Source organism: Cystobacter fuscus DSM 2262 (assembly GCF_000335475.2).
Taxonomy (GTDB): Bacteria; Myxococcota; Myxococcia; order Myxococcales; family Myxococcaceae; genus Cystobacter; species Cystobacter fuscus.
Map to the genome: position 1 here is coordinate 120,233 of NZ_ANAH02000067.1, position 23,381 is coordinate 143,613.

Below are 23,381 nucleotides of genomic sequence, written 5' to 3' on the forward strand. Positions count from 1 at the left end.
CCGCCCGTCAACCGGGCTCGGACCCCGAGCCGCCCTCGGTGGGCGGGGGGGTCGGGTTCAAGAGGCTGGTGGCGGCCTGCTGCGTCTTTTCCGCGGCATTCATGGCCTCCTCCAACTCCTCGAGCGCGGCCTCGGAAGCCGCCACGCTCTTCTCCATCCGTTTCTGGAACTCCGGATCCGCCAGCGCCTCCACCGTACCACTGGCGGGGGGTGCAGCCGGGCGCTCCTTTTCCACAATCTCCTGATGTTCCTGCGTGAGCTCGTGGAATTCACGCAGCGTGGGCAGGGCGGACAGGTCCTTGAGGGCGAAGAATTCGAGGAACTCGCGCGTCGTCCCGTACAACATGGGCCGGCCCACCTCCTCCTTCTTGCCGAGGATCTTGATCAGCTTGCGGTCGAGCAGGGCCTTGATGACCGCGCCGCAGTCCACGCCACGGATGTCCTCCACCTCCGGGCGGGTGACGGGCTGGCGGTAGGCGATGATGGCGAGCGTCTCCACGGCGGCGCGCGTGAGGCGCTGGGGTTTGACGCGCAGGTAGCGCCGCACGTACTCGGCCGAGTGGGGATCCGTGCGGAACTGCCAGCCGCCCGCCACCTCGTAGAGCACCACGCCGCTGATGCCGTCGCGGTGGATGCCGGAGATCTGGTTGAGCGCCTCCTGGATCTTCTCCCGGTCGATGCCCGTGGCCTCGTAGAGCTGGTTGAGATCCAAGGGCTTGTCCGCCACGAAGAGCACGCTCTCCACGATGGTGCGGATGCGCTCGGTGGACAGGTTGCGGCTCTTGAGCAGCAGCTTCTCGAAGGAGGACTGGAGGTCGGGCGCCTCGTCGGCCTCGATGGTGGCGACGTCGGCGTCCTCCAGGTCGTCCTCGTCGCCGGGGCCGGTGACGGCGGCGATCTCCTCCTCGGTGAAGGGGCTCGGCCCTCCCGAGCCACGTGCTGGCTTGTCCCCGGGATCCCCGGGGCCCTCGTTACCGGTAGTCACTCTCGTCCATCTCCGTGGGGAGCAGGTTCCTCAGTGCATCCCCGTTGGGCCGCAGGAGGATGGCCGCGAGCGGCTCCTCCTGACTCACCTTGAGCAGCCGCCGCTTCACCATCTCCAGGATGGCCAGGAAGGTGATGATCACCGCCTGACGCGTGCGCTGCTCCTCGAACAGGCTGTCGAACGTGCAGGATTCCGCCGCCGAGAGCTTCTCCGCGATGCGGCGCATGGCGTCCGACAGGCTCACCTTCTCACGCACCACCTCGTGCTGGAGCTTGGGCGCCAGCCGCTCCATCACCCGGTCCAACGCCTCGATGAGCTTGAGGACGCTGAACTCCTGCAGCCCCACCTCCTCCTCGGGGATGGGCACGGCCTCCAAGGGCACGCGGCGCGGGAAGATGTCCCGATCGAGGATGTCCTGGCGGGCGAGCTGCTCGGCGGCATCCTTGTACTTCTGGTACTCCAGCAGCCGGCGCACCAGCTCCTCGCGCGGGTCGCCCGCCTCCTCCTGCTGCAGCTCGGCCACCGCGTCCACCGCCTGCTCGGCCACGTCCTGGCGCGGCAGCAGCATGCGGCTCTTGAGGTGGGCGAGCGTGGCGGCCATCACCAGGAACTCCCCGGCGATGTCCAGGTTGATCTCCCGCATGCGCTCCAGGTACTCGAGGTACTTCTCGGTGATGAGCGCGAGCGGGATGTCGAAGATGTCGAGCCGGTGCTCCTTGATGAGGTGGAGCAACAGATCGAGCGGCCCCTCGAAATTGGGCAAGGCGATGCGGAAGGCGTCACCCGGCGTACGGGGGACGTCCGCGTCGAGCAGCTCCTCGGAGGGAGGATCGCTGGGACCGCCTGTGCTCACCCGAGGTCCTTCACGAGCTCAGGGAATACCCACGGCGCGACGCACCCGCTGCAACAACCGGGTGGCTTCGGCGCGGGCCCGTTCGGCGCCATCCTGGAGGATGCGCTCGAGTTCGGCCGGATCGTTCTGCAGCTCCGTGTAGCGCTGGCGGGCCGGTCCGAACGTGTCGAGGAAGGCCGCGAGGAGCAGCTTCTTGTAGTCGCCATACCCCTTGCCGCCCGCGCGCCAGGAGGCGTCCGCCTCGGCGAAGCGGTCCGCGGGCAGCATCAGCTTGAGCAGATCGTACAGGGGGGCGTTCTCGGTGGGCTTGGGGGCCTCCACGGGGGTGGAGTCCGTCTTGATGCCCATGATGCGCTTCTTGAGCTCCTTCTCGTCACCGAAGAGATCGATGGTGTTGCCGTAGGACTTGGACATCTTCTGTCCGTCCACGCCCGGCACCGTGGCGGTGTCCTCCTGCACACGCGCCGCGGGCAGCTTGAGCAGGCCGGGGGCGTGCCCCTTCTCCTTGCCGTCCGGATCCTGCGGATCGTAGCCCGGCACGTAGGTGAGGTTGAACTTCACCGCCCAGTCGCGCGCGAACTCGATGTGCTGGATCTGATCCTTGCCCACCGGCACGAAGTCCGGGCTGTAGAGCAGGATGTCGGCGGCCATGAGCACCGGGTAGGCGAACAGGCCGAAGTCGGCGCTGATGCCCTTGGCCAGCTTGTCCTTGTAGCTGGTGGCACGTTCCAGGTTGGCCACGGGCACCACCGTGCCGAGCAGCCAGTACAGCTCCAGCACCTCGCGCACGTCGCTCTGGCGGAAGAGCACCGCCTTCTTGGGATCCAACCCGAGCGACAGGTAGGCCATGGCGGCCTCGCGCGTGTAGGTCTCCGCCTGACGGGGATCCCGGAGCGTGGTGAGCGAGTGGTAGTTGGCGATGAAGAAGTAGGCCTCGCCCTGCTCCTGCAGTTGCACGAACTGCCGGATGGCGCCGTAGTAGTTGCCGATGTGCAACCGACCCGAGGACTGCACGCCTGAAAGAATCCGCATGACTCCCACGCCTATAATCGAAAGGGGTGACAGCCCTGGTTCGCACACCCTTGGCCCCCCTGCAACTTTCCTGCGGGTGCGGGCAACCCGCCCCCCCAGCCTGCCCGCCGCCCAGACGGAGGGGAGGATTGTGCGTCCTCGCGACGACATCAAAAGGTGTGTGAATTCAACGGGTTGAGGAGAACTCCGCGTTCCGCTACCCTGACACTCTCGTCTCTCGCGAAGAAGGAAGTCCACGGCATGGAGCGCTTCAAGGGCAACCTGGCCAGCTATGGGCTGTCGCTGTTGATGCCCGCGTTCGTCGACGCCTCGGGGCTCGAGGGGACGCTGAAGGTGGAACGGGGGGCGGTGCGGCGGCAGTTCTTCCTCCGGGACGGGCACCTGGTGGGCGAGAGCTCGACGGAGCCCCGGGAGCACCTGGGACAGGTGCTGGCGCGCATGCGCATCCTGGACGCGCCACGGGCGGCCCAGGCCTTCGAGGCGGCGGAGACGGCGGGCGTGCCCTTTGGCACCTTCGTGGTGGAGCGGGGCCTGGTGGAGCGCGCGCAGCTGCTCGAGGCGATGGAGCACAAGGCGCGCGAGGCGCTGTTCGACTCCTACGGGTGGCAGTCCGGGGAGGTGGAGTTCGTGCCGGGGCTGCCGGCGCCGGGCCGGGTGGTGGAGCTGCCGCGGATGGCGCTGAGGGAGCTGCACCGGGACGCGATGACGCGGCAGCGCGAGTGGAAGGTGTTCTGGACGCTCTTCGCGGGACCGGGGACGACGTTCGGGGTGTGCCGGGAGTTCGCGCTGGAGGCGGCGTCGGCGGCGGAGGATCACCTGCTGTGCATGGCCGAGCAGGGCGTGACGCTGGGCGCGCTGCTGGGGGCGAGCCCCGAGGGGCCGGTGCACGGAGCGCGCTGGGTGCTGCGGCTGTACCGGCGGGGCGCGCTGCTGCCGCGCCAGACGCAGGGGCCGAGGCAGGACGAGGCCGCGGCGCTGGCGGCGCTGCTGGAGCAGGCGCGCCGGCGGGTGGAGGCGGGCCAGTACGAGGAGGCGGTGGCGGTGGCGGCCCAGGCGCTGGAGCGGGCGCCGATTCCCGAGGCGCACGCGCTGTACCGGGAAGCCGAGGTGCGGCTGATGGTGGCGCTGGCGGACGAGGTGCTGGCGCTGGATGGGCGGCTGCTCTTCGAGCCCCTGCCCCGCCCCACCCCGCCCTCGCTGACGGCGGACGACTTGTATCTGTACTCGAAGCTGCGCGGCAGCCGGAGCGTGCGCGAGGTGCTGCGCAACACGGCCATGGGCGAGCTGGCGGCGTACCGGGCGCTGCGGCGGCTCATGGCCGCGGGCGTCGTGCGGCTGCGGCCCGAGCAGGACGACACCGCGGCCCGCGGACGCACGAAGACGGATCCATATGGGGTTCCGATCGTCGTGGTGGGCTGAGCGTCTCAGTCAAGGAAGCGACGCCACCAGCGCCGAGCCTCCTCCTCGGTGAGGACAAGCTTCGTGTACCGGGGGTCTCTCTCGGAATCCCAGCACTGCTCGAGGAACAGCGGCTCGAGCCAGGGCTCCAGGACCCGGGCGAGTTCGCGGTAGGCGGGAAGGCTCGTCCCGGTGGCCAGGTCCCCCGCCTCCGGCCTCTCTCCGAGGGAGACCAAGACGCGCTGCTCGTCTAGCTCCACCACCGTCGTCCCGGCGGAGTCCAGCCGGGATCTCAAGGCGGTTGCGCCTCCGAGTTGAGTGAGCGTGGGAGGTCCGAGGAAGTTGAGCCAGTGAACTCCATCCACGTGATGGCCCATCCACCGCTCGTGGCGCCATGCCGCTCGCAGATCGATGGCCGGGTAGCGCAGAACCTGGGCGCGAAAGGCATTGTCCGCGGGCCGAAGGCACCAATCGAGCTCAAGGGCCAATCCTACGTGGCCGGAAGCGAATAACAGCTTGGAAGCCATATCGAGGGCCAACTGGCGCACGAGACCAGGGCCATGCTCTTCGGGGAACTCTATGGGAAGTGTGGCCGTGAGCACGCTCGCCATCGTTCGCTCTGGAGCGGGCTGCCAGGGGATGCGCGCCCGGTACTCGAGCTGGTAGCCATTCTGGCTGTCCTCTCCCCCGGTGAAGCGAAGCCTTCGCTCATAGCTCCGCTTCTGGATTTCTCTCCGCTCCCAGGGTTCGTAATCAGCAGGGAATGAGCGGCGCTTCGTCGTCTCCAGGAGACGGCGAACCCAACTCCACTGCTCCTCCTCCAGGCGCATGCCCTCGTCATGCGAGAAGTAGACGTAATTGATGCTTTGGGGACCCTGACCCACCGCGTGAATGTAGCTGTCGATGGCGTGGCGCACCCCGAGAGAGAGTTCAGGATGGTCGTGTGGCATGTAAAAGACGATGCGCACGACCTCACGTGCTAGCAGTTGCCGCCGCTGGCGCGGAGGCTCTTCCTGATGGAGCATCCATGGGCCCGGGGGAATGCCACGAAGGCGAAGTCGGGGGTACTGGCCTGTCATCAATCAATGCCCCATTGCCAGAGTCCGCCGGGCGTAATGAGCGCCACGGGACATCTTTTTGTCAGGCGCTGGCCTCTAAGGAAGCGTGAGCCAGGTTGAAGAGAGAACAGCAGGCACCTCCTCATGCGATGTTCAGGCTACTTCGGGGTTATACCGCTGAGCGTCTTCGGGCGCGAGACAGGTGCTCTTCGCCACTTTCCGCGAAGCGCCGCGCCAGTTCGACTTGGCCCCCCGCGCCATGCTCCAACACGTACGCCAGTTCCGCGGGCAGCAGCCAACGGGGACAGCAATACCCGCTTCGGTGAAATCCAATACCGTCTGCGGAGCGCCTTGGGTGAGGCGCGAGTGAACACAGCGCACCTCCTCAGTCAGTGAACCACCGGTTGGAAACACCCGAGCCGGGCTCAGAACCCCGGAGGCCGCTCGCCCGCGACGCCCGAGGCCCGCTCCAGCGCGATCCCCACCCGGCCCAGCGTCCCCTCGTCGAAGAGCCGCCCAATCAACGTGACCCCATGCGGCACGCGGCGCTTGGGCGAGAACGTGGGCAGTGGCCGCGAGGGATTGGGCGCCCAGTCGCTCCGCGCCCGCTCCACCTCGACGAAGCCCGTGCGCAACGTCAGCGAGGGGTGGCCCGTGAAGTTCGACACGGTGAGCATCTCCTCGCGCAACGACGGCACGAGCAGCAGATCCACCTCCCCCATGATGCGCGCCATCTCCCGCGCCACCTTGTGCCGCAACCGGTCCGCCTGCACGAAGTCCACCGCCGACAGGAAGCGCGACTGCCGGAAGAGGTTCGGCCACGCGTCGGGCACCTGCATGGCCAGCGCGTCCACGCCGTGCTCCAACGTGAGCTCCTCGAACGCCGCCGCCGCCTCGGCGAAGAGGATGACGTTGAGCGAGGAATACGGCCAGTCGGGCAGCTTCACCTCGACGGGCGTCAACCCCAGCCCCTTGAGCGTCTCGAGCGCCGCCCGATCCACGTCCGTCGCCGGGCTCTGCTCCATCCACGCGGGGAAGTACCCCACGCGCAACCCCTTCACCCCCGCGGTGGCGTCGAAGTCGAGCCGCGAGGACACGCTCGCCCCATCCCCCGCGTCGGGGCCGGAGAGCACCGAGAGCACCAGCAGCGTGTCCTCCACCCCCCGCGCCATCGGCCCCAGCTTGTCGAGCGTCCAGCTCAACGTCATCGCCCCGGTGCGCGGCACGCGGCCATACGTGGGCCGCAGCCCCGCCACCCCACAGCGCATCGACGGCGAGACGATGCTGCCTCCCGTCTCGCTCCCCAGCGAGAAGCCCACGCACGCCGCCGCCGTCGCCGACCCCGGTCCCGCGCTGCTGCCCGACGCGCCCTCCTCCAACACCCAGGGGTTCTTCGTCTCGCCCCCGAACCAGATGTCATTGAGCGCCAGCGCCCCCAGGCTCAGCTTCGCCACGAGCACCGCCCCCGCCCGGTGCAGCCTGTCCACCACCGTCGCGTCGGTGGTGGGAATCCGGTTGCGGAAGGGCTCGGCGCCGTAGGTCGTCGCGATGCCCGCCGTGTCGACGAGATCCTTCGCCCCCCAGGGGATGCCGTGCAGCGGCCCGCGATACCGGCCCGCGGCGATCTCCTTGTCCGCTCGCCGTGCCTGCTCGAGCGCCAGCTCCGGCGTGAGCGTGATGACGCACTCGAGCTTCGGATCGAAGCGCCGCAGGCGCTCCAGGTAGATGTTCGTGAGCCGCTCGGACGACAGGGCGCGCGACTCCACCCACCGCGAGAGCTGGGACACGGGCGCGAAGGCGATGTCCTCGTCCTTCTGGGGCAGCGGCGCCCCCGTGGCCTTGCTCCGGACGAAGCGGTTGCGCGAGGGTGCGCTCTTCACCCCCGGGAGCGCCGGATCCCACCGCGTCGCGGGAGCCAGCGACGGCTCCAACGCCACCCGGCGCGGCCCCGTGCGCCGCTCGAGCAACGGAGCCATCATCTCGCGCCAGTTGCCCGCCGCCTGCGCGCGCTCGGCCGGCGTCAGGGTGACGCGCATCAACTTGCTGGCCTCCTCGAAGGTGGCCGCGTTCACCTCCGGTCCCACGGACGAGGCGGTGCCGAACGCGGGCGGAGAGCCCGCCGGGGCCGGGGCGCCCGTTCCCGCGTCGGCAGGCGCCGCCTCCGCCCGGCCCGCCACCACCGCGCCCGCCACTCCCAGCACACTCTGGGTCAAGAACCACCTGCGTGATGAATCCGACATGGGAAACCTCTCCTGGGCGGGTGACGCCGCCCCCGGCCCTGGAATAAAGCGCATTCCTCCCCTCCTCAGGAGTCCGAAGCATGTCTCTCACCGCCGTCTCGCGCCTGTCCCCCCTCCTCGTGCTCGCCCTGGGCCTGAGCCTCTCCGCTTGTGGTGGCGTGCCCGAGAGTGCCTGCCTCGTCGGCTCGGAGCAGTACCGCACGGAGCTGTTCTTCGGCATGAATCGGCAGAACGACGCGCCCGTCACCGACGCCGAGTTCAACGCCTTCGTCGACACCCTGGTCACCCCCCGCTTCCGGGACGGGTTGACCGTGTACGACGCCGATGGCCAGTACCTCATGGACAACGGCAATCTCGTCCAGGAGAACAGCAAGGTCATCCTGTTGCTCCACGATGGCAGCGCCGCGCGCTCTGCGGACATCAACGCCATCCGCGAGGAGTACAAGCAGCGCTTCCACCAGGAGTCCGTGCTGCGCATCGACTCGCCCTCGTGCGTCGCCTTCGACTGAGCGGCGAACTCCCGCGCTGACCTCCCCAGCAAGGGAGGCACACGGGTTCGAATCCCGTCGGGGGCTGGGTCTCTACTGCTGGTAGACCCTTCGGCTCCCGGCTCCGGGCCATTCCCGGCTGTTCTAAAACGATCCGCTCGCGTGCTGGCGGCACGCGGCGGTTCGTCCTTCGTGAAGGAAGATGATCATGGACCGTATCGACGCCATGCGCGTGTTCGTCTCCGCGCTCGATGAGGGAAGCCTGGCCGCCGCGGGCCGCGTCCTCGGACGTTCGCCCGCCACCGTCACGCGCGCCATCACCTTCCTGGAGAGCCACGTGGGCGTTCAGCTCCTGCACCGCACCACGCGCTCGATCCGCCTCAGCGAAGCCGGTGAGCGCTACGCGGCCGCGTGCCGCCGCATCCTGACCGACCTCGAGGAAGCCGACATGCTGGCGGCTGGCGAGCGCGGCGCGCCCCGAGGTCTTCTCACCATCACCGCCCCACTCGTCAGCGGCTCCCGCATCCTCCGTCCCATCCTCGACGCCTTTCTCGAACTGCAACCCGCGGTGAGGGCCCGCCTGCTGCTGCTCGATCGCACCGTCAGCCTCATGGACGAAGGCATCGACGTGGGCTTGCGCATCGCGCACCTGCCCGACTCCAGCCTCGTCGCCACGCGCGTGGGTGAAGTGCGCAAGGTGCTCTGTGCGTCGCCCTCCTATCTCGACTCGGCCGCGCCCATCGAGAGCCCGGCGGATCTCGCGAGCCATCGCTGCATCCAGATGAGCGCGTTCGGACAGGAGTCCTGGAACTTCCCCCCCGTGCGCGGCGCGAGCGTGGCCCGGCACGTGGCGATCGAACCGAGACTCGTGGTCAACACGGTGGAGGCGGCGGTGGAATCCGCGTTGGAGGGGCGCGGAATCACGCGCGTCCTCTCGTATCAGATCGCCGATGAGGTGGCCGCGGGCAGGCTCCGGATCATCCTGGCCGAGGACGAGCCCACGCCGCTCCCGGTGCATCTCATCACCCCGGAGGGGCGGCTGTCCGTGCCGAAGGTTCGCGCCTTCTTCGACTTCGCCGCCCCCCAACTCAAGGCGGAGTTCGCCCGCCGGCAGCGCGCCTGCGCGGACTGAGGACGCTCAGGACTCCTCGCTCGCGGACGCCGTCTTTCCCGTCCGCTTCCAATATTCGAGGACGGGCAGGCCACCGATCCCCCAGTCCTCGTATTCGACCTCGTCGATGACGACGAAGGTCGCCGAGGGCGCCTTGTCGATCACCTCCCGCAGGACCTGGGTCATTCCCTCGATGATCCGGGCCTTCTGTTCCGGGGTCGCGCTGCCCTTGGTGAACTTGACGTTGATGTATGGCATGGGACTTCTCCTGTTCGTACCGCGTTACCAGTGACCGGCGTGCTGGCCGCCGTCGACGTGCAGGGTCTCGCCGGTGACGAAGCCCGCGTCCTCGAGATAGAGAACAGCCTGGACGATCTCGTCGATCCGCCCCATGCGGCCCAGCGGATGGAGCCCGGCGAGCGTCGCGTGGGTCTCGGGGGCGTGCATCGGTGTCTGGATGATGCCAGGGGAGACCGCGTTCACGCGAATGCCCCGGGACGCGTATTCGATCGCGAGGCCGCGGGTGGCGGCATCGATGCCCCCCTTGGTCAGTGAGGCGAGCACCGAGGGAACGCCGGAGATGGGTTGGTCCACCAGCGACGTCGTCACACTCACCACATGGCCGCCCTGGCCCTGTTCCAGCAACCGCGCGATCACGGCTTGGGTGACGTAGAAGAAGCCCGCGACATTGACGCCGATCTTCTTCGTGAAGTCCTCGGCCGTGTAGTCGGTGAAGGGTTTGGCGATGAAGATGCCGGCATTGTTGACCAGACTGTCGACGTGTCCGAACTTCTCGACGGTGGCGGCGACGAGCTTCCGGGCGGTCCGCGCGTCCCCGACGTCGCCGTCGAGCGTCAGGACCTGGGGATCGTCGCCGAAGGTGCCGGGCTTGATCGAGCGCGAGTTGGCGACGACGCTCCAACCCTTCGCACGATAACCCCTGACGAGTTCGGCGCCGATGCCCTGCGAGGCTCCAGTGATGATGACGACCTTGTTGGCGTTGCTCATGGTGTGGCTCCTTGTCTTTCGAACATGGTTCAGGCCTGCAGGTGGCGCGCCAGGAAGTCACGCATCAGCGGCACGATCTCGTCGGCCTTGTCCTCGAGGGCGAAGTGGCCGCTGTCCAGCAGGTGCAGCTCGGCATTGGGCAGATCACGCAGGAAGGCCTTCGCGCCCTCGGCCGGGAAGATGTTGTCGTTGGCGCCCCAGACGATCAACGTGGGCGGCTGGTACGTCCGGAAGAACTCCTGGAACTTCGGATAGAGCACCACGTTGTTCCGGTAGTCGTAGATGAGCTCCAGTTGGATCTCGATGTTGCCCGGCCGATCCAGGAAGAGCTGATCATGGAGCCAGGCCGCCGGATCGAGGCGGGACACATCCTTGACGCCATCGACATACTGGGACCGGGTGCCCTCGAGCGTCATGAAGGGCCGCACCGCGTCGCGACGCTCGGGTGAATTGTCGGCCCACAGCGCCTTGATGGGATCCCAGAAGGCCTGGAGTCCCTCTTCATAGGCGTTGCCATTCTGGGTGATGAGCGCCGTCACCCGCTCGGGATGCCTGAGCGCGAGCCGGAAGCCCGTCGGCGCGCCATAATCCATGACATAGAGCGCGTAACGCCTCGCACCGAGCTGCTCGAGCAGGGCGTCGATGATCTCCGCGTAGCTCGCGAAGCTGTACGTGAACGCCTCGCGCGAGGGCATCGCCGACAGACCGAAGCCGGGAAGGTCGGGCGCGATCACATGGTAGCGATCCGCCAGCGCGGGGATCAGGTTGCGGTACATGTGCGACGAGCTGGGGTAGCCGTGCAGCAGCACGACCACGGGCGCATCGGCAGGCCCCGCCTCGCGATAGAAGATCTCCAGACCCCCGACCTTCGTGGTCCGATGGTGGGTGACGGGAAGGGGGATCGAAGTGGTGGCGGACATGTTGTTCTCCGTGGGTTGCGTTGACGAGGACAGATCTAGTTCCCCTCCCCTCGCGGAAGAATGTGCTTCGCCTTGAATTCAGTCTTTCGCTTTACGCAAGAATCGCCGCTGAAGCTGTCGCCCGGACCCATCGATGTCAGGCTACGCGCATGGGACAGACCACCTCCTCTCCCCTCGTCGTGCGTGACTACCGCCCCCGCGGACGTGGATTGCGGAGGGAGCGCACGGCTCCATTCACGCAGGAACCGGGGGCGCCATTTCCCATCGCGGGGGCCGAGGGAGACTACCGGTCCCCCCCGGCCTCGCCTTCAGCGCTGGCTCACGGACAGACGCAGGTGCCATTACAGCGGTAGTCGCGAGTGCAGGGCCTGCCGCAGGCCGCCGTGCAATTCGCCTCGCTGCCGTACCACTGGCTGTAGTTGCACGTCCACAGCATCGAGCAGATGGCCTGCTGCGTGACGCTGCCCTCGGGGAGCTGCTCATCGGCGGGGGCGGACTCGGTCACCGGCGCCTGCTCGGGCTCGTACGTACCGCCGCAACCCGACACCGAGACGACGAGACCCACGAAGGCAGCAACGAGGGGGAGAGGAATTCGCATGAGGGACACGCTCCTGGGTTCCACGGGTGGGACTTCGACACGCTCGGCCATGCTGCGTCTGGGCGTGCATGCCCTCACTGTGTCAGACCGTGGGCGTGGCGCCACTTCCATGAGGAGCCAGGAGTCGAGGCGCCATGCCACGCCAAGGCCCAGCGCGCCCGCGGGTCCGCCGAGGAGGAACTCCACGCCGCCACCAATCGCATCTCCGAGGACGGTACCGCGTTCCGGCGACTGCCTCTTGCGGAACTGCCCTGTCCGGTCCGCGGGTCTCGCCGTAGTCGACAGCGTCGTCGAGACCGAGGTCGTCCTCCTGGGGGAGCTGTCGAGGCTTGTGTCCGGGCTGCCCCCAGCACGTCGGCTCCATCCCCTCTCGCTCTTGCCCCGCTTCACTCCTTCCCCCTCCTCGCCTCACTCCTTCCCCCTCCTCGCTCCCATCCCGGTGTTCCCCTCGGGCAAGCCCTCATCAGTCGAGCCCTACTGGTCTGTCGTGTCCGCGAGTACTAAGTCAGAAGTGCTGCCAATGCTGGCAGCGTCACCAGGAAGGAGCAGGATCATGAACGAGATGAATCCGAAGAGGCTCAGCCTGAACAGGGAGACCATCCGGAATCTCTCGGATGAGAACCTGGAACAGGTCGCTGGTGGCCAAAGAAGGGGCGATGATAGGGATCGTGGGTATTCCCGCCGCGACTACCGCGGCTGCAACCGCCCCTCGCAGCGCCGCTATGGCGACAGGTGCCGCGACTAGGCGCGGCTGAGCTATCCGCCTGCCGGCGCCGTGACCGCCTGCGTGTAGAGGCGCAGTGCGACTCACCGCCGGCAGTGTCGTGTTCCTGAACGCAGTTCCTGGCGTTCGAGGATTCTTCCGCGCGAGGGAGGCTGCGGCCGTGGGGATGTTCAACCCAGCTGGGCCGCCACCAGCGTGGCATAGATTCCTTTGCGGGCGAGCAATTGCTGGTGCGTCCCCGCCTCCACCAGGGCGCCATCCTCCAGGGTGAGGATCAGATCCGCGCCAGTGACAGTGCTCAACCGGTGGGCAATCACGATGCGTGTGCACTCGAGGGTTGTCAGTGCATGGTTGACCTTGCTCTCGGTGATGGCATCCAACGAGCTGGTGGCCTCGTCCAGCAGCAGAATGGCGGGCTTGCGGACCAGCGCCCGGGCGAGCGCGAGCCGCTGCCGCTGACCGCCGGAGAGCGAGGTCCCGCGATCCAGCAGAAGGCTCTCGTAGCCCATGGGCATGGCGAGCACCTCCTCGTGGATCTGCGCCAGCCTGGCGGCCTCCACCACGGCTTCCAGGGGAAGGGTGGGGTCCGCCAGGGTGATGTTGGAGCGGATGCTCGCGCTGAACAGGGCCGGGTTCTGCAGGACGATTCCCACCTGCTGGCGGACCGAGCGCAGGTCCAGCTCCGACAGGTCCGTCCCGTCGTACAAGATGCGTCCCGAGCTGGGGCGGTACATGCCGAGCAGCAGGTTGGCGAGGGTGGACTTGCCCGCCCCCGAGCGGCCCACGATGGCCACGCGCTGCCCGGGTTGGATTTCCACCGACACGTCGCGTACCACCAGGGGCGCGTGGGGGCCGTAGCGGAACGAGACCTTCTCCAGGGAGATGTGCCCCGTGAGCTTGTGCGCCCGGCGCGCCCTGCCCGCCGGCTGCTCGGGAGGTGTATCCATCACGTCATGGATTCGAGCGAGGTAGCTGCCCAGCAGCTGCAACTGCATCATCGTGGAGACCATGTTTCCGAGCGGCCCCAGGAAGCCCACTGCCAGCGCGTTGAGCGCCAGCATGCTGCCCAGACTGAGCACTCCACGGAGCACCTGCCAGGATCCGAAGCACAGGGTGACGAGCGGTGCTCCCATCCGCAGGGTGCTCAGCAGCGAGTCGACCAGGGTGTCGAGCCGTCCACGCTCGAGCGAGATGTTGAGCACATCCACGTACAGCCCCGACCAGCGGTCCACCGCCCGGTGCTCGCCCCCCATCGCCTTCAAGGTCTCCATGCCGGTGAGGAACTCCACCTCGTAGGCCTCGGATCTCGCCGACGCCTCCAGGCTGCGGGCCATCAACTCCGCCTGCCGCCGCCAGCTCCAGGCGAGCACGCCCACCTGGAGTGTCGCGAGCCCCAGCGCCAGCACCGCCAGGGGCACGTTCACGATGAACAACCCCCCCAGGAACAGGATCACCAGGGAGCCATCCAGCAGGCCTGAGAGCACCCCCGAGGTCAGCATCTCGCGGATGGTGCTATTGCTGCTGAGGCGGTTGAGGAGATCGCCCACCGGCCTGCGCTGGAAGAACACATACGGCAGCTCCACCAGGTGCTCCACGAAGCCCAGCGTCATGCGCGCATCCAGCTCGGTGCGCAGATGCAGCAACAGATAGGAGCGCACCATCGACGCCAGGAACTGGAAGAAGATCAGCGAGCCCATCGCCACGCTCAGCACGAGCAGCAGATGGTAGTCGCCGCGGGGCACCACCCTGTCCGTGATGGCCCCGGTGAGCGCTGGCAGCCCCAGGGCGAAGAGCTGCACCAGCAGGGAGGCGAGGAGGATGCGGGGCAGCATCCCCGATTGAAGCAGGAGCTGCTCCAGGTAACGCCGGATCGGCAGCTTCTGGCCCTTCTCCTGCACGAAGGTGTCGCCAGGCTCCAGCAGCAGGGCCACGCCCGTGAACGACCGGCGGAACTGGTCGAGCGGCACCCGCCGCCGGCCCAGCTCTGGATCCACCACGTCGACCCAGCCCTTGCCCAGGCGCTCGAAGACCACGAAGTGGCGGAACTCCCAGTGGAGGATGGCGCCCGCCGGGAGGTAGTCGAGGTCCTCCACGTCCAGGGTTACCCCGCGGCCACGCAGCCCATACCAGCGGGCGGCCTTGAGGATGGCCAGCGCGGTCGCGCCGTCCCGGTCCGCGCCGAGAACCTGGCGGATGTCCTCCAGGCGCACCACCTTGCCATGGTACGAGAGCACCATGCCCAGACAGGTCGCGCCACAATCACTGGCATCCATCTGCTGGAGCTGGGGAATCCGCCTGCGGCGTGCGGGCAGACCCAGCCGGCGCAACTCCGGGAATCGTTCCAGCAGGGAATGGAGTGGGCTGAGCATGGCGTGTCAGTGGAACAGGGTCTTCAATCCGGGGATGATGGTCAGGAGGATGCGCTCCGACTTCACCCGCGCATCGACCGTGCCCAGCATTCCGTCGAAGTACGCGAGCCGCTTGCCATCCGCCTCGAAGAACCGGGAGGGGGCGTGGGCTCGCACCAGCACCACGGCCCCATTGACCGTCAGACTTTCCGCCAGCTCCGGGCCCAGGTACCGGCGTACCTCTTCCGGCCCCACCAGCGCATCCCCGACCTGGTCGATGATCAGCTCCTGGTATTGATATTTGAAACCCTCCAATTCCAGGCGCATCGTTCCTCCCTTGGCGAGGAGCGGGCGGGACCCGCCGGGAAGCATCGCGATGACTTGCATGGGTGAGTCCTCCTGCACCAGAGCGACCACCATCTCCCCCTCGGTGAGGTGTTGGCCGCGCCGGATCCGCACGTCGCTCACCACCCCCGCATGGGGCGCCCGCACTAGGCGCTGCTCGAGCTGGAACCTCGCCAGTTCCATCTCCGCACGCAGCGAGTTCAGGGCCTGGCTCACCGCCTCGTTCGTGAGATCCCTCATCCGTTGCATCAGGAGCAGCTCGAACTCGTGCTCGTAGCGCTCCAGGCTGGCCTGCTCCGGCCCGGCGAAGAAGCGCGCCAGGATCTGCCCCTCCTTCACGCGCTGTCCTGGATGCACCTCCACCGAGGTGACCCGCCCCGCCGAGAGCGCTGTCACCTCCAGCCGGTCCTCCATCCGCACCACCGCCGGACCGGTCGCGTATTGGGAGATCCATCCAAATATTCCGAACGCGACATAGAAGCCGACCACCGCCAGCAGGAGCCAGAAGCCCCAGCGTGTCCACGAGGGAGAGAGCCGCAGGACGCTTCCCTGCTCCTTGGCTCCAGCCTGATAATCGAGCGCCTCTTTCCGGAATATCCGATCGTGCTCTGCCATCTGGAGATGTCCACCTCGAAGATGGATAGGGAATGCACGCCTGGACAGCCTATGCAGGGGGGTTTCGCCCTCGTTCCGGGGTGCACCCGCGTGTCGGGCGGGAAACCGTGTGCATTTCCGGGCGATGGGGGTGTTGCAAAAGACATCAACACCCGCCCTGTTGCCGCATCGCCCGCGTGAGGAAAAGACTGTATTGAATGGGAGGCCGGAACAGAGGACGTCGTCCAGCGCGGCGGAGGCAGGCTTTCATGACGGGATGGACGACGCTGCTCGAGGGTTCTCTGCGGGAGCGTGCGCTGCGGACCGTCGAGGAGATCGCGGGGGCGCTACGCGAGCGCCAGGGGGTGGAGGGGCCGACGCTCTCGGGAGGTCTGGCGGGACTGGCCTTCTTGTTCGCCGAGCTGGACCGGGCGCAACCCCAGCAGGGCCACCGGGCCTACGCGGAGCAATTCATCCTGGAGGCCGCGTCCGCGCTCGAGGAGCTACCGCTCCCGCCGTGGCTGTATGTTGGATTCTCCGGGATCGCCTGGTCCATCTCGAGACTCGGGACGATGGGAATCACTTCGAGCGAAGGCCTCGAGGAGATCGACGAGGTGCTGCTGGGCCTGGTCTCCCGGCATCCGTGGAACGTGGACTACGATCTGGTCTTCGGGCTGATCGGCCTGGGAATCTATGCACTCGAGCGGATGCCCCGTCCGGTGGCGGTCCGATGTCTCGAGGAGATCGTGGCCCGCTTGGAGGAGTGCTCCACTCCCGCCGGGCCAGGGCTGTCGTGGTGGACCCCGGCGCGGCATCTGCCGGAGGCGCAGGCGGCTGTGTATCGCGAGGGATACTTCAACCTCGGCGTCGCGCACGGGGTGCCCGCGGCGGTGGCCCTGCTGGGGCTGATCGCCCGGGCGGGAGTCTCCGAACGGAAGGCTCGCGAGCTCGCCATGGGAGGGGCACGCTGGCTCCTGGCGAACGTGTTGCCCGACAGCCCGGGGGCTCGCTTCCCCGCCTGTGTCGCGCCGGGCATTCCCTCCGAGCCCGCTCGCTCCGCCTGGTGTTACGGAGACCCCGGCGCCGTCGTCTGCCTGCGGATCGCCGCCCGAGCGCTGTCGGACGGCGAGCTCGAGCGGGTGTCGCTGGAGATCGCTCGCGAGGCCGCACGGCGCCCGATGGCGCAGGCCGGGGTGCGCAACGCGGCCATCTGCCATGGCTCCGCCGGCCTCGGGCATCTCTACAACCGGCTCTACCAATCCTCTCGGGAGCCAGTGTTCAAGGAGGCGGCCACCGCGTGGTTCGCCCAGACGCTGGAGATGAGACGTCCCGGGGAAGGCCTGGCCGGCTACCTCTCCTGGTATCCGAAGAGCGATGAGGATGCGGACACGGAGATGGGCGGGGAGCTGGATGGGACCCTGCTCGAAGGCGCCGCCGGGATCGCGCTGACCCTGCTGGCGGCATGTCACCCCTTGCCTCCCACCTGGGACGGCATGCTCCTGGCCTCCATCCCCGACTGATCTCGCACGCCCATGAACCACTCCCCTTCCAAGGAGAAGTCCCAGGCGTTCGCGTTCTCCCCAGCGGGGTTCTTCGCGCTGCGCACGCCCCTGTTGCCCTTCGAGGAGCTGATCAGGTGGGGGGAGGGGCTGGAGGCCCCGCGCTTCCAGCCGGGCGCCCCGGGGCTCGAGCCGGCGCTGCGCCGGGACCAGGCCCTCCTCCGGGCACGCCTGGGCGAATGGCTGCGGCGGCCGGAGGTGCGCGAGGCCCTCTTCGTGGCCTCGCCGAGCCTCCATGAGTGCCTGGGCCTCTGGGAGCGACAACCGGAGAGCGAGCGCGGAGTGAAGGTCGAGCACAGCGTGGTGCGCTACGTGCTCCGCATGGCGGGGCGACCCACCCCCTTCGGACTGTTCGCGGGTTGCTCCGTGGGCGAGCTGGGTGAGCGGACGCGGCTGCGGATCGGCCCTCGCGCCGACTACCGGCGCCACACCCGCCTGGACATGGACTACGCCTGCCTGCTCGCGGAGGCCCTCTCTCGAGTGCCCGAGTTGCGCCGGTCCATCCTCTATCGGCCCAGCACCAGCCTGTACCGCGCGTGTGGCCGGCTGCGCTACGCCGAGGGACGGATGAGCGAGAAGGCCCGATCGTACCACCTGGTGGCGGTCGAGCCGACCGGGTACCTGGAGGCCACGCTGGCCCGCGCCCGGGAAGGCGCCTCGCCCGAGGTGCTGGCGCGTGCGCTGGTCGAGGGGGATCCCGAGCTCGACCTCGCCGAGGCGGAGGAGTACGTCGAGGAGCTGATCGACAGCCAGCTCCTGGTGCCCGAGTTCTCGCCCCCGGTGACCGGACCGGAAGCGCTCCCCGAGCTGCTCTCCCAACTTCAACGGCTCCCCGGCGGAGCACGCTTCGCCGACGCCCTGCTCCCGGTCCAGTCCGCCCTCGAGCAACTGGATGACGGTGGGCTCGGCGCGCCGAGCGAGCGCTACCTGGAAGTGGCCCGAATGCTCTCGGGGCTTCCCGCGCCCGTCGAGCTGCCGCGGCTGTTCCAGGTGGACATGGTCAAGCCCGCCCCCGAGGCCGTGCTGGGACGGGAGGTGGTCCGCGAGTTGGAGCGCGGCGTCCAGTTGCTGTACCGGCTCGCCCCCGCGTCGCCGCCGCAAGAACTGGAGCGCTTCCGTGAGGCGTTCACCCTGCGGTACGAGGGGCGCGAGGTCCCCCTGCTGGAGGCACTGGATGCCGAGGCGGGCATCGGTTTCAACCCCGCCAACGTCCCGAGCGCCGAGGTGGCACCGCTGCTGGCCGGGCTGGTCCTGGGCGGGGCGGCCGGCGAGGCCGCGGGCGCCAGTTTCGGCGAGCGCGAGGCCGTCCTCCTGCGCAAGTGGGAGGAGCACCTGTGCACGGGACGCCAGGTTCTCGAGCTGGATGACACGTTCGTCGAGCGCCTGGCGAACAAGCAGCGCCAGCCCCTCCCGGACTCCTTCGCGGTGGTGGCGGCCGTGGCGGCGGAGTCCGAGGAGGCGCTCGCCCGGGGGCGCTTCCAGCTCCTGCTCCAGGAAGCCACCGCCCTGGGTGCCAACCTCCTGGGCCGCTTCTGCCACGGGGATTCCCTGCTCCACCGCAAGGTGGAGGAGCTGCTGCGGGCCGAGGAGGCGCTCCGGCGGGACGCGGTGTTCGCGGAGATCGTCCACCTGCCCCAGGGCCGGGTCGGCAACATCCTCGCCCGCCCGGTCCTGCGTGGGTACGAAATCCCCTACCTGGGGAGGTCCGGTGCTCCGCGCGAACGGCAGATCGAGGCGTCCGACCTGAGAGTCTCCGTCCAGGACTCGCGCATCGTGCTGCGCTCGGCGCGGCTGGGGCGCGAGGTCCTTCCCCGGATGACCAACGCGCACAACTTCCAGTTCCAGAACCTCGGGCTCTACCGTTTCCTCTGCACCCTGCAGTACCAGCAGCACCTGAGCGGACTGATGTGGGACTGGGGTCCGCTGGCCGGCGCCGGCTTCCTGCCGAGGGTCACCCATGGGCGGTTGGTGCTCAGTCTGGCCAGATGGAACCTCGGGCGCGACACCTTGGAGGGGCTCGGCAAGGCGGAGGGAGCCCAACGCTTCGCCGCCGTCCAGGCGCTCCGGGCCGAGCGGCGCATGCCCCGCTTCGTCACGCTGGGGGACGAGGAGAGCCTGCTGCCCATCGATCTGGACAACGTGCTCGCCATCGAGACGCTGGTCCAGCAGCTCAAGGGTCGGCCCCTGGCGACGCTGGTGGAGATGTTCCCGGGGCCGGACGCGTTGGGCGCGCAGGGCCCCGAGGGCCGCTTCGTCCATGAGTTGGTGGTGCCCTTCGTCCGCTCCCGCCCCAAGGAGTCCGCGCGCCTCCCGGTGGGCCCGGGCCGCCCCGCGCAGGAGCCGCGGCCCTCCAGCCCGGCCCGCGTTTTCCTCCCCGGCTCGGACTGGCTGTACCTCAAGCTCTACACCGGCGCGGCCACGGCGGACCGCCTCCTCACCGGCACGGTGGCTTCGCTGGTGAAAGCCGCGCTCGGCTCGGGGGCGGCGGATGGGTGGTTCTTCATCCGCTATGGCGATCCGGACTGGCACCTGCGGTTGCGCTTCCACGGCACCCCCGCGCGCATGAGGGAGCTGGCCGGCGAGCTGTCCGGCGCGCTCGCGCCGCTCCACCAGGAGCAGCTCCTGTGGAAGGTGCAGCTCGACACCTACGAGCGCGAGGTGGAGCGCTACGGCGGACCGGAGGCCATCCTCCTCGCCGAGCAACTGTTCCAGGTGGACAGCGAGGCGGTGCTGGAGCTCCTCGCGCTGCTCCCGGGAGACGCGGGAGCGGACGCGCGCTGGCGGCTGCTGTTGTGCGGGATGGATCTGCTGCTCTCGGACCTGGGGCTCGGGTTGGAGGCCCGGCTCGCGGTCGTCAACGCCTCGCGCGAGGGCTTTGGCCGGGAGTTCCAGGTCGATCGCGCCGTCGAGCGGCGGATGAATGAGCGCTTCCGCGAGGAGCGCCGGGGCCTGGAGGAGCTGCTGGGTTCCAGGAGAGCGGGCAACCCCGTTCTGGCCAAGGGGCTGGAGGTGCTCCAGCGGCGCTCCGACAGGCTGGTGCCCATCGCCGCGGGGTTGAAGGGGCTGGAGGCGGCGGGGAAGCTGAGCCTCTCCATCTCCGAGCTGGCCGAGAACTTCCTGCACATGCATGCCAACCGCATGGCCCGGTCAGCGGCGCGCGCGCAGGAGCTGGTCCTCTACGAGTTGCTCACTCGCCACTATTCTTCCCTGGCTGCCCGCCAGTGGAAGGCGGCGCCGGGGGACTGAGCCCGTCCGCCAGTGACACGCGAGCCATCATGCCTGCCCGGACGGCATCGTCGGACGAGTGCAGGATGGCCAGCGCGAAGATCATCCGGGAGGGCGTGTCCACCTCGGGGGAGATGCTCTCGAGCCTCCCGGGGAACTCCTTGTCCAGGGCGGGGAGGAAGACGCGGACCGGGAGGCCGACGGTGGCCCTGCCGCTGTGCGCCTCCGGAAGCGCGAAGCGGACCCGGAAGCGGCCCGCCTGGATGAGCCGCAGGATGGGCGCTCCGGCTTGGACCCGGGTGCCGGGATCCAGGTAGCGCATCGCCACCACGCAGTCGAAGGGCGCGCGGAACACCGCCTCCTCGAGCCGCTGGCGGATCTGCGCGAGCGACGCTTGCCGCTCGTGGATGAGCGCTCGCGCGGCGGCCACCTGGGAGCGCGCGGTCTTCTGTTCGTTCCGTGCACTGGCGATTTCATCGGCGGAGAGGACGCCCGTGGGGGGCTTCAGGTAGCGCTGGAGCCGTTCGGTGGCGGTGTGCGCCTCCACCTCGACCCGTTTCTGATCGGCCTCCGCCTGTTCGAGCTGGGCCTGGGCCATCCGCTCCGTGCTGCGCAACTGCTCCAGCGCCATGTTCCCCAGGAGCGTTCCCGCCTTGAGGCGATCCCCCGGCTGGACGCCGAGGCGTGCCACCTGGCCCTCGAACGGGGCGATGATCTCCACCATTTCGTTGCCAAGCACTACGCCCAGGAAGCGCTCACCCTGGGAGGAACCCTCGGGAGAGGGCTCGGCGCTGGGGGCCGGTTTCTCCGGGGGAGTGGCTACGCTCTGTCTTTCCACCTGGTCGGAGCACCCGGCCAGTACCGAGAAACCAAGCACCGCGGCCATGGTGCGCATGGCGGTGAGGTTCTGTCTCCGCACCCGAGGGAGTCAATCTCCGCGCCCCCCGCCGGGGCGACACCCGTCACGCCCTGGACGGATGAAGGCCCGGGCTGCTCAGCTCGTGACGGAAAGGGTGCCCCCCGGGGGCGGGAGATCCACGCAGAAGCGCTGGAGTTCCAGGCGCCCGAACTCGGCGAGGTGGCTCAAGTGGGTGTACGAAGTCAAAACACCGCCCGGGCCTCGTCGCCCATCATTTGCTGGCGGACGAGAGGAATCGGCGAACTGCTTCCATGCCGCGCGACCGCCGCGCGTGGCGGTCCAGTCGTCGCGGAGTCTGCGGATAAGAGTGACTGAGGAGCATCAAATGGGGTGTAGACTATTCGTGGAAAACCGTCGTCACGTTCACCCTCCGAGTAGGGTGCCAACATCTCCGGACGAGCTCAGGACGCCGACATGTCCGGGGCCGAGTGCTCCCGGCACAGCAGCGCGCTGTCCGCGCGGCTGAGTGGCTCCTGCGTCAACCCGCAGCGGAAGCGTCCCTGCGCCTCCCGCTGGAAGTGACGGCAGGAGGCGCACACCCCGAAGCTCGGCTGACCGTGCGCGACCAGCAGGGCCCGGAGCAGGCCCGTCAGCGAGGCCTCCAGCTCGCTGCCACCGTCCGGCAGCTCCTCCACGGTGCGGAAGAAGAGCGCGGGGGGCAGCAGCGCCCCCAGCAGGGCTCGGCCTTCCCCCGTCAGGTGGAGATGGGTGACGCGGCGATCCGTGCTGCTGCTCTCCTTCTCGACCAGCCCCCTGCCCTCCAGCAACGTCATCGTCTGCGACACCGTCCCCTTGGTGAGGCCCAGGTACTCCGTGAGCCCCGCGGGGGTGTTGCTGTAGCGGTTGCACACCGAGAGGTAGTGCAACGCCTGCAGGTGCACCGGTTGCAGCCCATGCTCCTGCCCCACGGCGCGCTCCTCGTTGCGCAGCAGGTTCGTGATGCGCTCGAGCAGCGTGTACAGGGATCCGGCACTCATGGCGAGAAAGGTATCGACACCAAACCGTCTTGACAAGAGAACCCAAGGCTCCTATTTGGTATCGAGTCGAAACCAATCGACCGGCCGAGGCCTCCCTGGCCCCGACCCCTCTCCCTTCAGGAGCAACGCCATGTCCCAGATCGCCATTACCCCCGTCACCCCCGCCACGACCCCCGAGGCGTCCAAGCCCACGCTGGAGGCACTCAAGGTGAAGTTCGGCGGCGTGCCGAAGATGTTCGCGACGTTCGCCCACTCGCCCGCGGCGCTCGAGGCGGTGGCCGGCTACTTCGGCGCGATGGGGAAGGCGTCGCTCCCGGCGCGCACCCAGGAGGCCATCGCCATCGCCGTGGCCGAGGCCAACCGCTGCACCTACTGCTTGTCGGCGCACACGGCGCTCGGCAAGCTCCAGGGCGTCCCGGCCGATGAACTCGCCGGTTTCCGCTCCGGCCGCGCGGCGAATCCGCGGGAGCAGGCCATCCTCGACCTGGCGCTGGCCATCGTGCGCACGCATGGCGCGGACACGGCCAGGCAGCTCGCCGCCGCTCGCCAGGCGGGCCTCACGGACGCGGAGCTCGTCGAGGTCATCACCGCGGTCGCGCAGAACGTGCTCACCAACTACCTCAACGTGGTCGCCGGCACCGAGGTGGACTTCCCCAAGGTGGCCTGAAGGCCTGTGCGCGCGGGGGCTGCATCCACGTGACGCGGGCAGATGCTCGTGGTCGTGACGTGAAAGCAGAGACGTGAGCATGTTCGCAACCGCCAAGGAGAGGGCGGCGATGGACATGAAAGAGCAGACGGGGAAATTCCGGCAGGCGAGCACAGGCGAGCCAGCAGAGACAGGCACCTCCTGCCTGTCTCCACCGTCTCCTCGCTTCACCCCTTCCCCCTCCTCGCTCCCATCCCGGTTTTTCCCTCGGACAAGCCCTTATCAATTGACCCGTTACTTGTTTGTCTTGTCCACGGTTTCTAGATCTGAAGTGCAGCCAATTCCGGCGGCGT

General features: G+C 68.4%; 20 protein-coding genes and 1 tRNA gene. 8 read left to right on the forward strand and 13 right to left on the reverse strand.

The genetic code is table 11. From position 1 onward, the window contains the following. Nucleotides 1–7: 7 nt before the first annotated feature. The 3 genes from scpB to trpS are packed head-to-tail and all read right to left on the reverse strand — an operon-like array spanning nucleotide 8 to nucleotide 2,870. The gene (gene scpB / locus D187_RS44485) at nucleotides 8–985 is read right to left on the reverse strand and encodes an SMC-Scp complex subunit ScpB (protein ID WP_002631326.1); all 978 of its coding nucleotides are present in this window, start codon (nucleotides 983–985) and stop codon (nucleotides 8–10) included. Next, a complete protein-coding gene (locus D187_RS44490; RefSeq protein WP_002631327.1) occupies nucleotides 972–1,838 on the reverse strand; it encodes a segregation and condensation protein A in 867 nt (288 codons plus the stop codon). The genes scpB and D187_RS44490 overlap by 14 nt, the downstream gene beginning before the upstream one ends. An 18-nt stretch (nucleotides 1,839–1,856) precedes the next feature. Continuing rightward, complete coding sequence (trpS, locus tag D187_RS44495; RefSeq protein WP_043434834.1) at nucleotides 1,857–2,870, reverse strand: tryptophan--tRNA ligase; 1,014 nt, start codon at nucleotides 2,868–2,870, stop codon at nucleotides 1,857–1,859. Nucleotides 2,871–3,110: 240 nt separating this feature from the next. Between trpS and D187_RS44500 the strand changes: the two genes are divergently transcribed. Beyond that, complete coding sequence (locus D187_RS44500; RefSeq protein WP_002631329.1) at nucleotides 3,111–4,289, forward strand: DUF4388 domain-containing protein; 1,179 nt, start codon at nucleotides 3,111–3,113, stop codon at nucleotides 4,287–4,289. Nucleotides 4,290–4,294: 5 nt separating this feature from the next. Here D187_RS44500 and D187_RS51330 read toward each other — a convergent pair whose 3' ends face one another. After that, nucleotides 4,295–5,236 carry a type VI immunity family protein gene (locus tag D187_RS51330; protein WP_051256813.1) on the reverse strand — a complete coding sequence of 314 codons (942 nt, stop codon included), beginning with the start codon at nucleotides 5,234–5,236 and terminating at the stop codon, nucleotides 4,295–4,297. A gap of 515 nt (nucleotides 5,237–5,751) precedes the next feature. Beyond that, on the reverse strand, nucleotides 5,752–7,566 hold the full coding sequence (locus D187_RS44510) for an amidase (RefSeq protein ID WP_002631331.1): 1,815 nt from the start codon (nucleotides 7,564–7,566) through the stop codon (nucleotides 5,752–5,754). Nucleotides 7,567–7,646: 80 nt separating this feature from the next. Between D187_RS44510 and D187_RS44515 the strand changes: the two genes are divergently transcribed. The 3 genes from D187_RS44515 (at nucleotide 7,647) to D187_RS44520 (ending at nucleotide 9,186) form a co-directional block, all read left to right on the forward strand. Beyond that, nucleotides 7,647–8,075, forward strand: coding sequence for a DUF3574 domain-containing protein (locus D187_RS44515; RefSeq protein WP_002631332.1), 429 nt, complete (start codon nucleotides 7,647–7,649; stop codon nucleotides 8,073–8,075). Next, nucleotides 8,064–8,141 (forward strand) — tRNA-Ala (locus D187_RS56090). The genes D187_RS44515 and D187_RS56090 overlap by 12 nt, the downstream gene beginning before the upstream one ends. 121 nt (nucleotides 8,142–8,262) lie before the next feature. Next, nucleotides 8,263–9,186 carry a LysR family transcriptional regulator gene (locus D187_RS44520; RefSeq protein ID WP_002631333.1) on the forward strand — a complete coding sequence of 308 codons (924 nt, stop codon included), beginning with the start codon at nucleotides 8,263–8,265 and terminating at the stop codon, nucleotides 9,184–9,186. Nucleotides 9,187–9,192: 6 nt separating this feature from the next. On the opposite strand, the gene D187_RS44525 is transcribed toward D187_RS44520, so the two are convergent. From D187_RS44525 to D187_RS56095, 4 genes are all read right to left on the reverse strand, one after another. After that, a complete protein-coding gene (locus D187_RS44525) occupies nucleotides 9,193–9,423 on the reverse strand; it encodes a tautomerase family protein (protein ID WP_002631334.1) in 231 nt (76 codons plus the stop codon). Between the two features lie 24 nt (nucleotides 9,424–9,447). Continuing rightward, nucleotides 9,448–10,173 carry an SDR family NAD(P)-dependent oxidoreductase gene (locus D187_RS44530; RefSeq protein WP_002631335.1) on the reverse strand — a complete coding sequence of 242 codons (726 nt, stop codon included), beginning with the start codon at nucleotides 10,171–10,173 and terminating at the stop codon, nucleotides 9,448–9,450. Nucleotides 10,174–10,202: 29 nt separating this feature from the next. Beyond that, nucleotides 10,203–11,093, reverse strand: coding sequence for an alpha/beta fold hydrolase (locus D187_RS44535; RefSeq protein ID WP_002631336.1), 891 nt, complete (start codon nucleotides 11,091–11,093; stop codon nucleotides 10,203–10,205). 319 nt (nucleotides 11,094–11,412) lie between these two features. Further along, a complete protein-coding gene (locus D187_RS56095) occupies nucleotides 11,413–11,691 on the reverse strand; it encodes a hypothetical protein (protein WP_002631337.1) in 279 nt (92 codons plus the stop codon). Between the two features lie 553 nt (nucleotides 11,692–12,244). Here D187_RS56095 and D187_RS56100 point away from each other — a divergent pair. Further along, complete coding sequence (locus D187_RS56100) at nucleotides 12,245–12,436, forward strand: class I lanthipeptide (protein WP_155894022.1); 192 nt, start codon at nucleotides 12,245–12,247, stop codon at nucleotides 12,434–12,436. Nucleotides 12,437–12,585: 149 nt separating this feature from the next. Here D187_RS56100 and D187_RS44545 read toward each other — a convergent pair whose 3' ends face one another. Then, nucleotides 12,586–14,784, reverse strand: a complete 2,199-nt coding sequence (locus tag D187_RS44545; RefSeq protein ID WP_002631338.1) for a peptidase domain-containing ABC transporter — start codon at nucleotides 14,782–14,784, stop codon at nucleotides 12,586–12,588. Between the two features lie 6 nt (nucleotides 14,785–14,790). Next, nucleotides 14,791–15,723 carry an efflux RND transporter periplasmic adaptor subunit gene (locus D187_RS44550; protein ID WP_002631339.1) on the reverse strand — a complete coding sequence of 311 codons (933 nt, stop codon included), beginning with the start codon at nucleotides 15,721–15,723 and terminating at the stop codon, nucleotides 14,791–14,793. 248 nt (nucleotides 15,724–15,971) lie between these two features. Between D187_RS44550 and D187_RS44555 the strand changes: the two genes are divergently transcribed. Beyond that, on the forward strand, nucleotides 15,972–17,222 hold the full coding sequence (locus D187_RS44555) for a lanthionine synthetase C family protein (protein ID WP_002631340.1): 1,251 nt from the start codon (nucleotides 15,972–15,974) through the stop codon (nucleotides 17,220–17,222). A gap of 12 nt (nucleotides 17,223–17,234) precedes the next feature. Beyond that, nucleotides 17,235–20,507, forward strand: a complete 3,273-nt coding sequence (locus tag D187_RS44560) for a lantibiotic dehydratase (protein WP_002631341.1) — start codon at nucleotides 17,235–17,237, stop codon at nucleotides 20,505–20,507. On the opposite strand, the gene D187_RS44565 is transcribed toward D187_RS44560, so the two are convergent. Next, a complete protein-coding gene (locus D187_RS44565) occupies nucleotides 20,449–21,405 on the reverse strand; it encodes an efflux RND transporter periplasmic adaptor subunit (RefSeq protein WP_155894023.1) in 957 nt (318 codons plus the stop codon). The two genes, D187_RS44560 and D187_RS44565, sit on opposite strands and share 59 nt — an antisense overlap. Nucleotides 21,406–21,806: 401 nt before the next feature. Next, nucleotides 21,807–22,382: a MarR family winged helix-turn-helix transcriptional regulator gene (locus tag D187_RS44570; protein WP_002631342.1), complete on the reverse strand. Its 576-nt coding sequence runs from the start codon at nucleotides 22,380–22,382 to the stop codon at nucleotides 21,807–21,809. Nucleotides 22,383–22,512: 130 nt separating this feature from the next. Between D187_RS44570 and D187_RS44575 the strand changes: the two genes are divergently transcribed. Continuing rightward, the gene (locus tag D187_RS44575; RefSeq protein WP_002631343.1) at nucleotides 22,513–23,049 is read left to right on the forward strand and encodes a carboxymuconolactone decarboxylase family protein; all 537 of its coding nucleotides are present in this window, start codon (nucleotides 22,513–22,515) and stop codon (nucleotides 23,047–23,049) included. Nucleotides 23,050–23,381 lie beyond the last annotated feature (332 nt).

What these genes read in the sequence shown, in the direction of transcription:
- trpS (WP_043434834.1), bottom strand. Translation starts at nt 2,870, where the DNA reads ATGCGGATTCTTTCAGGCGTGCAGTCCTCGGGTCGGTTGCACATCGGC.
- D187_RS44555 (WP_002631340.1), top strand. Translation starts at nt 15,972, where the DNA reads ATGACGGGATGGACGACGCTGCTCGAGGGTTCTCTGCGGGAGCGTGCG.
- D187_RS44545 (WP_002631338.1), bottom strand. Translation starts at nt 14,784, where the DNA reads ATGCTCAGCCCACTCCATTCCCTGCTGGAACGATTCCCGGAGTTGCGC.
- D187_RS44575 (WP_002631343.1), top strand. Translation starts at nt 22,513, where the DNA reads ATGTCCCAGATCGCCATTACCCCCGTCACCCCCGCCACGACCCCCGAG.
- D187_RS44550 (WP_002631339.1), bottom strand. Translation starts at nt 15,723, where the DNA reads ATGGCAGAGCACGATCGGATATTCCGGAAAGAGGCGCTCGATTATCAG.
- D187_RS44530 (WP_002631335.1), bottom strand. Translation starts at nt 10,173, where the DNA reads ATGAGCAACGCCAACAAGGTCGTCATCATCACTGGAGCCTCGCAGGGC.
- D187_RS44560 (WP_002631341.1), top strand. Translation starts at nt 17,235, where the DNA reads ATGAACCACTCCCCTTCCAAGGAGAAGTCCCAGGCGTTCGCGTTCTCC.
- D187_RS56095 (WP_002631337.1), bottom strand. Translation starts at nt 11,691, where the DNA reads ATGCGAATTCCTCTCCCCCTCGTTGCTGCCTTCGTGGGTCTCGTCGTC.
- D187_RS44525 (WP_002631334.1), bottom strand. Translation starts at nt 9,423, where the DNA reads ATGCCATACATCAACGTCAAGTTCACCAAGGGCAGCGCGACCCCGGAA.
- D187_RS44520 (WP_002631333.1), top strand. Translation starts at nt 8,263, where the DNA reads ATGGACCGTATCGACGCCATGCGCGTGTTCGTCTCCGCGCTCGATGAG.
- D187_RS44510 (WP_002631331.1), bottom strand. Translation starts at nt 7,566, where the DNA reads ATGTCGGATTCATCACGCAGGTGGTTCTTGACCCAGAGTGTGCTGGGA.
- D187_RS44570 (WP_002631342.1), bottom strand. Translation starts at nt 22,382, where the DNA reads ATGAGTGCCGGATCCCTGTACACGCTGCTCGAGCGCATCACGAACCTG.
- D187_RS56100 (WP_155894022.1), top strand. Translation starts at nt 12,245, where the DNA reads ATGAACGAGATGAATCCGAAGAGGCTCAGCCTGAACAGGGAGACCATC.
- D187_RS44500 (WP_002631329.1), top strand. Translation starts at nt 3,111, where the DNA reads ATGGAGCGCTTCAAGGGCAACCTGGCCAGCTATGGGCTGTCGCTGTTG.
- D187_RS44515 (WP_002631332.1), top strand. Translation starts at nt 7,647, where the DNA reads ATGTCTCTCACCGCCGTCTCGCGCCTGTCCCCCCTCCTCGTGCTCGCC.
- D187_RS44535 (WP_002631336.1), bottom strand. Translation starts at nt 11,093, where the DNA reads ATGTCCGCCACCACTTCGATCCCCCTTCCCGTCACCCACCATCGGACC.